Source organism: Streptomyces sp. NPDC004561 (genome assembly GCF_053602155.1).
Genome location: NZ_JBSGDB010000399.1, coordinates 1 through 8101, shown reverse-complemented (window position 1 = coordinate 8101; position 8101 = coordinate 1). Strand labels below are relative to the sequence as shown.

At 70.9% G+C, this 8101-nt stretch carries 6 protein-coding genes; 1 reads left to right on the top strand and 5 read right to left on the bottom strand.

The genetic code is table 11. From position 1 onward, the window contains the following. Nucleotides 1-14 precede the first annotated feature (14 nt). From ACWEN3_RS35555 to ACWEN3_RS35535, 5 genes are all read right to left on the bottom strand, one after another. Nucleotides 15-2447, bottom strand: a complete 2433-nt coding sequence (locus tag ACWEN3_RS35555; RefSeq protein ID WP_452979556.1) for a SpoIIE family protein phosphatase — start codon at nucleotides 2445-2447, stop codon at nucleotides 15-17. Nucleotides 2448-2549: 102 nt separating this feature from the next. Beyond that, complete coding sequence (locus ACWEN3_RS35550) at nucleotides 2550-3587, bottom strand: MBL fold metallo-hydrolase (RefSeq protein WP_452979553.1); 1038 nt, start codon at nucleotides 3585-3587, stop codon at nucleotides 2550-2552. Nucleotides 3588-3663: 76 nt separating this feature from the next. After that, nucleotides 3664-4434, bottom strand: a complete 771-nt coding sequence (gene fabG, locus ACWEN3_RS35545) for a 3-oxoacyl-ACP reductase FabG (RefSeq protein WP_452979550.1) — start codon at nucleotides 4432-4434, stop codon at nucleotides 3664-3666. 50 nt (nucleotides 4435-4484) lie between these two features. Further along, complete coding sequence (locus tag ACWEN3_RS35540; protein WP_452979547.1) at nucleotides 4485-4940, bottom strand: MaoC family dehydratase; 456 nt, start codon at nucleotides 4938-4940, stop codon at nucleotides 4485-4487. A 31-nt stretch (nucleotides 4941-4971) separates the two neighbouring features. Continuing rightward, nucleotides 4972-6168, bottom strand: a complete 1197-nt coding sequence (locus ACWEN3_RS35535) for an acetyl-CoA C-acetyltransferase (protein WP_452979545.1) — start codon at nucleotides 6166-6168, stop codon at nucleotides 4972-4974. Between the two features lie 351 nt (nucleotides 6169-6519). Here ACWEN3_RS35535 and ACWEN3_RS35530 point away from each other — a divergent pair, with 351 nt between their 5' ends. Further along, nucleotides 6520-7848, top strand: a complete 1329-nt coding sequence (locus tag ACWEN3_RS35530; RefSeq protein WP_452979542.1) for an MFS transporter — start codon at nucleotides 6520-6522, stop codon at nucleotides 7846-7848. Nucleotides 7849-8101 lie beyond the last annotated feature (253 nt).

Here is an 8101-nt window from a genome sequence, read left to right as displayed (position 1 = left end):
GTCCCAGCATGTCGTCACCGAGTCGGCCCGACGAACGGCGCCGCCTGACGATGGGCCGCAAAGCTGATGGTGTCCGGGACGAGGGACTGCTCGACCCAGATGGTCTTGCCGTTCCGGCCGTAACGGCTGCCCCACCGAGTGGAGAGCTGGGCGACGAGGAACAGGCCGCGTCCTCCCTCGTCGGTCCAGCGCGCCCTGCGCAGGCGCGGCTGGGTGTTGCTGGGGTCGGTGACCTCGCAGACGAGTACGTCGTCCCGGATCAGCCGCAGGCCGATCGGTCCACCGGCGTAGCGGACCGCGTTGGTGACCAGCTCGCTGACGATCAGTTCGGTGGCGAAGGCCGCCTCGTCCAGCCCCCAGGCGGCGAGTTGCCGGGTGGCGGCCTGCCGGGCCTCGGCCACGACGGCCGGGTCCGCGGCGAACTCCCAGCTCGCGCTGGACCGCTCCGGGACGGCGCGGGTGCGGGCCAGGAGCAGCGCGATGTCGTCGCGGGGCGGGGCGTCGCCCAGGCCGGCCAGCAGCGCGCGACCCATGTCGTCCAGGGGGCGGTCGGGGTCGTACGCGGCCGCGAGGTTCTCCGTCAGCCACCGCAGGCCGGCGTCGACGTCGACGTCGTCCCGTTCGATCAGCCCGTCGGTGTAGAGGGCGAGGACGCTCCCGGGCTCCAGTTCGACGCTGACGGACTCGAACGGCATGCCTCCGACCCCCAGTGGCGGACCCGGGCGAACCGGGACGACCTTGGTGGTGCCGTCGGGCCGGATCACGACGGGCGGCGGATGACCGGCACCGGCCACGGCGCAGCGGCGGGTGACGGGGTCGTAGACGACGTACAGGCAGGTGGCGCCGACGAGGCTCTCGGCGTCCGTGTCGTCGCTGAGCTGCTGGACGAGGTCGTCGAGGTGGGTGAGGAGTTCGGTGGGGTCGAGCTCCAGGTCGGCGAGGGTGCGGACGGCGGTGCGCAGGCCGCCCATGGCGGCGGCGGCGTTCAGGCCGTGTCCGACCACGTCTCCGGCGACCAGGGCCACCCGGAACGAGGGCAGGGGAATGACGTCGTACCAGTCGCCGCTGATGCCCGCTCCCCCGCCTGCGGGCAGGTACACGCCCGCGGTCTCCGCCGCCGCGGTGTCGGTCGTGGCCGAGGGAAGCAGACGCCGTTGCAGCGTGAGCGCCACGCGGCGCTCGCGGGTGTAGCGGCGGGCGTTGTCCACGCTCAGCGCGGCCCGGGAGGCGACCTCCGCCATCAGGTCCGCGTCGTCCGGTTCGAACGGATCCTGCTGTTCGGTACGCCAGACCGTGACGGCCCCGAGGAGCAGGCCGCGCGCGAACAGGGGGGCCCAGATGCCCGAGTGTCCGCGTGCGGGGAGGAACAGGCGCTGGTGTGTCGGGTCGCCGAGCACGACCGTCACTTTCTCCGGATCCAGAAGAACGGGGCGGCCCTGCTGGACTTCTCCCAGTTCCAGCGTGAAGGGCAGCCGGGGTACCGTCTCGCCCGGCTGGAGGAGGGCGGCGGCGTCGGAAGCGTGGACCGAGGCCATGGCGGCACGGCGCAGATGCAGATCTCCCCCGCCGAGGGTCTTCGGGGGTTCGTCCCCGTCGATCACGGCGTCGGCCAGCTCCACCCATCCCACGTCCCCGAAGCCGGGGACGAGGACGTCCATCAGGTCCTGTGCGGTGCGAGTGACGTCGAGCGAACGACCGATCCGGTCGGCGGCCTCGTGCAGCACGTCCAGCCGGTGGCGAGCCCGCTGCTGGTCCGGGGCGTCGGTGACCATCGTGACGACGCCCGCGGGAGCCCCCTGGGCGTCCTCGACCCGGAAGGCGGACAGCGACAGGGCCAACGACCGTTCCGGGTCCTGCCGCGACCACATGCGCAGGCTCTTGCGGATCAGCGGCTCGCCCGTGTCCAGCACGTGGCGCAGCGCGGCCTCCACGGCCTCGGCGTCCGCCACGGGCATCACGTCCCTCAGCCTGCCGCCTCGGGACAGCGCCGCGCCGCCGAACATCTCGGAGCTGATGTTGGTCCACACGACGGACAGGTCCACGTCGTGCATGCCGATCCCGACACGGTCCTGGGAGAGCAGGGCCCGCAGGACACTCGCGCCCTGCTCCCAGTGGGTCACCTGTTGTGTGGGCGCGACCAGCACGAGGGATTCGGCGGCGGGTTCCGTCCGCAGCACCCTGAAGGTGACGTCGATCGAAGCGCCGGACCGGTGCCGCAGCAGCGCACGGCCCGCGGCCGGCATGCCGGCGTCACCCGCCGCACCCGTGCACTCGTGGGTGAGCAGGGCCCGCACCGGGTGACCGCAGACCTCTTCGGCCGTGCGGCCCAGGAGCTCGGCGGCCGCATCGGACCAGCGCACCACGGTGCCCCGGTCGTCGAGCACGGCTGTCGCGATGCCGGCGAACGCGAACACCTGCTCTTCGGCACCGGGGCTGAACCCGTGCATCCCGCTCCTCTGGGTCGGCGCCCCCACCTCTCCACGGTACGTCCACGGGGGTACGCCCGCTTTCCAGCGGACGGCGCCGGCCCGCGTGGCGCTCCGGCGGGGTCACCGCAGGCGCGTGTACCGGTTCACCCCGTCCACGAACGCCACAGCCGCGTCGCCCCGCAGTACGAGCACGTCCAGGTGGGCGACCGTCTCGTTGACCGCGAGCATCTGGTTGAGGGGGTTGAGGTCGGCGAACGGCACCTCGCGGCGGGTCCAGGCGAGCCGGCGCGCGACCGCGTACGCGTCGTGCGTACCGTCCTTGAGGGCGACGAGAGTCCTGTGCAGCCGGTCGTCGTGGTGGGCGAGCAGTTCGGCGACCCTGGTGTGCGTGCTGTCCGCGACGGGGCCGTGCGCGGGCAGCAGGCGGGCGTCCGCATGCCGGGCCATCAGGTGCAGCGAGTCCAGGTAGGCGGCCAGCGGTCGGCCGCCCGGCTCGGCCGCCTCGAAGCCGATGGACGGCGTGATGCGCGGCAGGACGTGGTCGCCGGAGAACAGCAGTCCGCGCCGTTCGTCCAGGAAGACCACATGTCCCTGGGTGTGGCCGGGAGTTGGGATGACCTTCAGTTCGCTGTCGCCGAAGCGCAGGGTCTCCGCCTCCAGCCAGCGGTCCGGCTCCTCCCAGTCGCGGGGGTCGTACTGGTTGGGATACGTCGCCTCGACGTGGTCGGCCACTTCGTCGGCTCCCGCCTGCCGCAGGATCGTCAGGGCGCACGCGAGGCCGCCGCGCAGCTTGTTGAGCAGCTCGAGCCCGGGGCGCTCCCCGGCCCCGAGATGGACGCGGGCGCCCAGCAGCCGGCGCAGTTCCACCGCCTGCGTGTAGTGGTCGCGGTGGACGTGGGTGACCAGGATGTTCCTGATGTCGCCGAGGTCGCGGCCGATGGCGGACAGAGCCTCCTCGAGGGCCTTGCGCGCCTCGGGTATCGCCCATCCGCCATCGATCATGACGAGGCTGCCGTCGTCGGTCAGGTCCTCCAGCAGATAGACGTTGACGGCGTACAGACCGTCGTTGGGGAGCGGGAGCGGCACCCGGTGGACGCCGGGCTGGACGGTCTGGACGCCCGACGTGGCCCAGGGCCCCTGATCGAACCGCTTCGTCATGTCTCTCCCTCACTGCTGGTACGTCGTGGAGCTCCACTGATGGTGCGTCGTGGAACTCGCCGGCCGGCTCGCCGGGTCAGCCTCGCGGGCCGCCCGCAACGTACAGGACCTGGCCGGTCACGAAGCCGGCGCCCTCACTGGCGAAGAAGGACACCGCGTGGGCGATGTCGTCGGGCTCCCCGACCCGGGGCACGGGGGTGACGGCGGCCCGCTTGGCCTTGAACTCCTCGAAGGGCACGCCCAGTCGCTCGGCGGTGGCCTCGGTCATCTCGGTCACGATGAAGCCCGGGGCGACGGCGTTGACGGTGACGCCGAACTTGCCGAGCTCGATGGACAGGGTCTTGGTGAAGCCCTGCAGACCGGCCTTGGCGGTGGAGTAGTTGGCCTGGCCCCGGTTGCCGAGCGCGGAGACCGAGGACAGGTTGACGATGCGGCCCCAGCCCGCCTTGGTCATGTGCGCCTGAGCGGCCTTGCTCATCAGGAAGGCCCCGCGCAGGTGAACGCCCAGGACCGCGTCCCAGTCGGCCTCGGCCATCTTGAACAGCAGGTTGTCGCGGGTGATGCCGGCGTTGTTCACCAGCACGACGGGCGGGCCGAGTTCGGCGGCGACGCGCGCGACGGCCGACTCGACGCGCTCGGCGTCGGCGACGTCCACGCCGACGGCCAGGGCGCGGCCGCCGTCCTTCTCGATGGCGGTGACGGTGTCGGCGCAGGCCGCCTCGTCGAGGTCGAGGACGGCGACGGCGAAGCCGTCGCGGGCCAGGCGCCGGGCGGTGGCGGCGCCGATGCCGCGGGCGGCACCGGTGACGATGGCGACGCGATGGGCGGGGGTGGTGGACTCGGACATGTCGGTACTCCTGGACGACTGAGCGGAACGTGTGGGTGTGCGGCGTGGGGTCAGCCGGAGACGCGAGCGACGGTCTCCGCGACGCAGGCCGGCTTGTCGGCGCCCTCGATTTCGACGGTCACCCGTGAGACGACCTGGTAGCCGCCGGGCACCGGGTCGGCGGAGACCAGGTCCACCGAGGCCCGGATCCTGGAGCCGACGCGCACCGGGTTGATGAAGCGCACCTTGTTCAGGCCGTAGTTGACGGCCATGGCCACGCCCTCGGTCCGGTACACCTCCCTGACCAGTGCGGGGAGCAGGGACAGCGTCAGGTAGCCGTGCGCGATCGTGGCGCCGAAGGGTCCCGAGGCGGCGCGCTCGGTGTCGACGTGGATCCACTGGTGGTCGCCGGTCGCGTCGGCGAACAGATCGATCCGTCGCTGCTCGACGGAGATCCACTCACCGGTGCCGACATGGGTGCCGGCGGCCGCGGCGAGCGCGGCGGGGGAAGGGAAGACCTTGGTCATCGGGGGTCCTGTCGCCTCTCGGGGGTCGTCGTCACGCGGCGGAGAACAGGGCGGCCATGCCCTGGCCGCCGCCGATGCACATGGTCTCCAGCGCGTACCGGCCCTCCCGGCGGCGCAGTTCGTGCAGCATCGTGGTCATGATGCGTGCGCCGGTCGCGCCGATGGGGTGACCGAGCGAGATGCCCGAGCCGTTGACGTTAAGCCGGTCGGTGTCGTGCCAGCCCCACTCGGCCAGCACCGCGAGGACCTGGACGGCGAACGCCTCGTTGACCTCGACGAGGTCCAGGTCGTCGAAGGACTTGCCCGTGCGGGCGAACAGCTTGGCCACCGCGGGTACCGGGCCGATGCCCATGACCGACGGGTCGCAGCCGGCGGCCGCCCAGCCCTCCAGGAAGGCGATGGGCTCCAGGCCCAGGGACTCCAGCTGGTCCTCGGCGACCACCAGGCACGCCGCGGCGGCGTCGTTCTGCTGGCACGCGTTGCCGGCCGTGACGGTGCCGCCGGGCAGGACGGTGCGCAGCTTCCCGAAGGTTTCGGCGTTCGAGTCGGGGCGCACGCCCTCGTCCCGGTCGAAGATCAGGGGTTCGCCTCGCCGCTGCGGCACCGTGACCGGAACCACCTCGTCCTTGAAGATCCCCGACTCCCACGCCCTGGCGGCCTTCAGGTGGCTGGAGACGGCGAACCGGTCGGCGGAGTCACGGGAGATGCCGTAGCGCTCGGCCAGCTTCTCCGCGGTCTCGGGCATCCCGGAGATCCTGCCGAAGCGGTGCTCGGGCTGAGAGCGTTCGCGGCCGCGGTCGAGCCGGTCGTACATGGTCACGTTGCCCGCGCGCCCTCCCCAGCGCATCGAGGTGGAGTAGTACTCGATGTTGGACATGCTCTCCACACCGCCGGCTATGACGACGTCGGCGGCGCCGGTCTGGACCATCATCGCCGCGGTGACCACGGCCTGCAGGCCGCCGCCGCAGCGCCGGTCGGTCTGGATGCCGGGCACCGAGAGCGGCAGACCCGCGTGCAGCGCGGCCCAGCGGCCGATGCAGGGCGCCTCGGAGTTGGCGTACGACTGGGCCATGGACACGTCGTCGATGCGCTCCGGGTCGATCCCGGTCCGCTCGACCACGGCCTTGATGACCGTGGCGGCAAGGTCCTCGGCGGGTACCGACTTCAGGGTGCCTCCGAAGGCACCGATGGGGGTGCGCAACGGACTGACAATGGCTGCTCGCCGCATGGGTGGGGCCCTTTCTCACGGAGGTGCAGAAAATAAAATATCTTCATTGACCATCGGGAACAAGGACTCACCTCACAGAGATCACCCGCCGCGACTGCGCGGCGATCTCGCCAGATCGGTCAAAATCGTCGCTTATCAGACGTCCGCGCTGGACGTCGCCCCTCTGACGGCAACTACTCGTGCCCGCCCTCTAGACACGAAATATTTAATACACAATCCTGCTTGCCACTCGGGTGCCCGTGACGACGACCGCGGCACCGGTCCCAGCCTCCCCACTCCCCAAGCGCTGCCCCGGCGCCCCCGAAGAGGTCCCCATGGCGACCTCCGACACCGCTACAGATTGAGGAGAAGATGAGCGTACAAGGAAGTATTCCGGCGACCACCGAGGCGACCGCGAGCCCAGGCCGGGGGCGCGTCCTCTTCGCCGCCGTCGCGGCCCAGTCGATCGAGTACTACGACTTCCTGATCTACGGTACGGCCGCCTCACTGGTCCTCAACACCCTGTTCTTCCCCTCGGGAAGCACGCTGACCAGCACGCTCGCCTCGTTCGCCACGTTCGCGGTCGGGTTCGCCGGCCGGCCCGTCGGAGCGGCGATCTTCGGTCACATCGGTGACAAGTTCGGCCGCAAGCCGGCGCTGCTGACGGCCATGCTGCTGATGGCCGTCTCCTCGACGCTCATCGGCCTGCTGCCCACCTACGGAACGATCGGCGTGGGGGCGCCGATCGTCCTGGTGGTCCTTCGCGTCGCCCAGGGCATCTCGGTGGGCGGCCAGTTCGGCGGCTCGACGCTGCTGGCGCTGGAGGGCGCGCCACCCAATCGCCGCGGCCTCTTCGGATCGCTTCCCCAACTCGGTGTGGTCGTCGGCATGATCAGCGGCACGCTCGTCTTCCTGCTCGTCAGCCACCTCACCACGGCCGACCAGTTCTCGGCGTGGGGATGGCGCGTCCCGTTCCTGCTCAGCGTCCTGATGTTCCCGGTCGCCTACTACGTGCACCGTTACCTCGAGGACACACCGGAGTTCCAGCGGGCCGCGGAGAAAGTGTCGGCTCAGAAGGACTCCGCGCCTCGATCGTCCGTGCTGCGGGTGCTGCGCCGTCCCAAGCAGCTCCTGCTGGTGGCGTTCACCTTCCTCCCCGCCACGATCTCCTTCTACGGCATCGTCACAGGCGTGCTCCACTACGCGACGGAGGATCTGAAGATCTCCAAGGACACGATGCTCACCGTGGTCATGCTCTCGATGATCGCGTTCGCGGCGGGCACGATCGGCTTCGCGTGGCTGTCCGACATCGTGGGCCGCCGCAAGGTCTACGCGGCGGGGGCCGCCTTCTCCGGAGCATGGGCCTTCGCGCTGTTCCCGCTCGTGGACACCCGCGGTTTCGCGTGGATCCTCCTCGCCGCGGCCGTCGGACAGTTCGCCGTGGGCGCGATGTTCGGACCGGGTACCGCACTGCTCGCCGAGGCGTTCCCGGCGAGTATGCGCTACTCCGGAGCCTCGCTCGGAAACCAGCTCGCGAACATCCTCGGCGCCGGGCTCGCTCCGTTCATCATGGTCGCGCTGATGGCGGCGACGCACACCACCGTGTCGGTGTCGATCTACATGGCGGCGTCCTCGGTCGTCAGCCTGATCGCGGTGCCTCTGGTCAGGCTTCCCAAGGAGGAGTCGACCGAGCCGAGCTGAGCGCGGGGTTGAAGGCAGGTAGGGCCTCTTGGTGGCTCGGGGATGCGGGTGATCGTCCCCATGTCACCGGGAGGCCCTTCGTTCCGCGCGTTTCGCGTCTGCCGCGGCCTCTCGGCGCACGCTCGCAGCGGCCACCGTCCGCAGACACCGACGAGCCGGTTCCGGCCACCACGTGGTGGCCGGAACCGGCTCGTCCGGTACTGCCGAGTGCCTCTTGCCTGCCGTCAGTTCCCGGCGATGGCGTCGGCGAGGT

What these genes read in the sequence shown, in the direction of transcription:
- ACWEN3_RS35550 (WP_452979553.1), bottom strand. Translation starts at nt 3,587, where the DNA reads ATGACGAAGCGGTTCGATCAGGGGCCCTGGGCCACGTCGGGCGTCCAG.
- ACWEN3_RS35530 (WP_452979542.1), top strand. Translation starts at nt 6,520, where the DNA reads ATGAGCGTACAAGGAAGTATTCCGGCGACCACCGAGGCGACCGCGAGC.
- fabG (WP_452979550.1), bottom strand. Translation starts at nt 4,434, where the DNA reads ATGTCCGAGTCCACCACCCCCGCCCATCGCGTCGCCATCGTCACCGGT.
- ACWEN3_RS35555 (WP_452979556.1), bottom strand. Translation starts at nt 2,447, where the DNA reads ATGCACGGGTTCAGCCCCGGTGCCGAAGAGCAGGTGTTCGCGTTCGCC.
- ACWEN3_RS35540 (WP_452979547.1), bottom strand. Translation starts at nt 4,940, where the DNA reads ATGACCAAGGTCTTCCCTTCCCCCGCCGCGCTCGCCGCGGCCGCCGGC.
- ACWEN3_RS35535 (WP_452979545.1), bottom strand. Translation starts at nt 6,168, where the DNA reads ATGCGGCGAGCAGCCATTGTCAGTCCGTTGCGCACCCCCATCGGTGCC.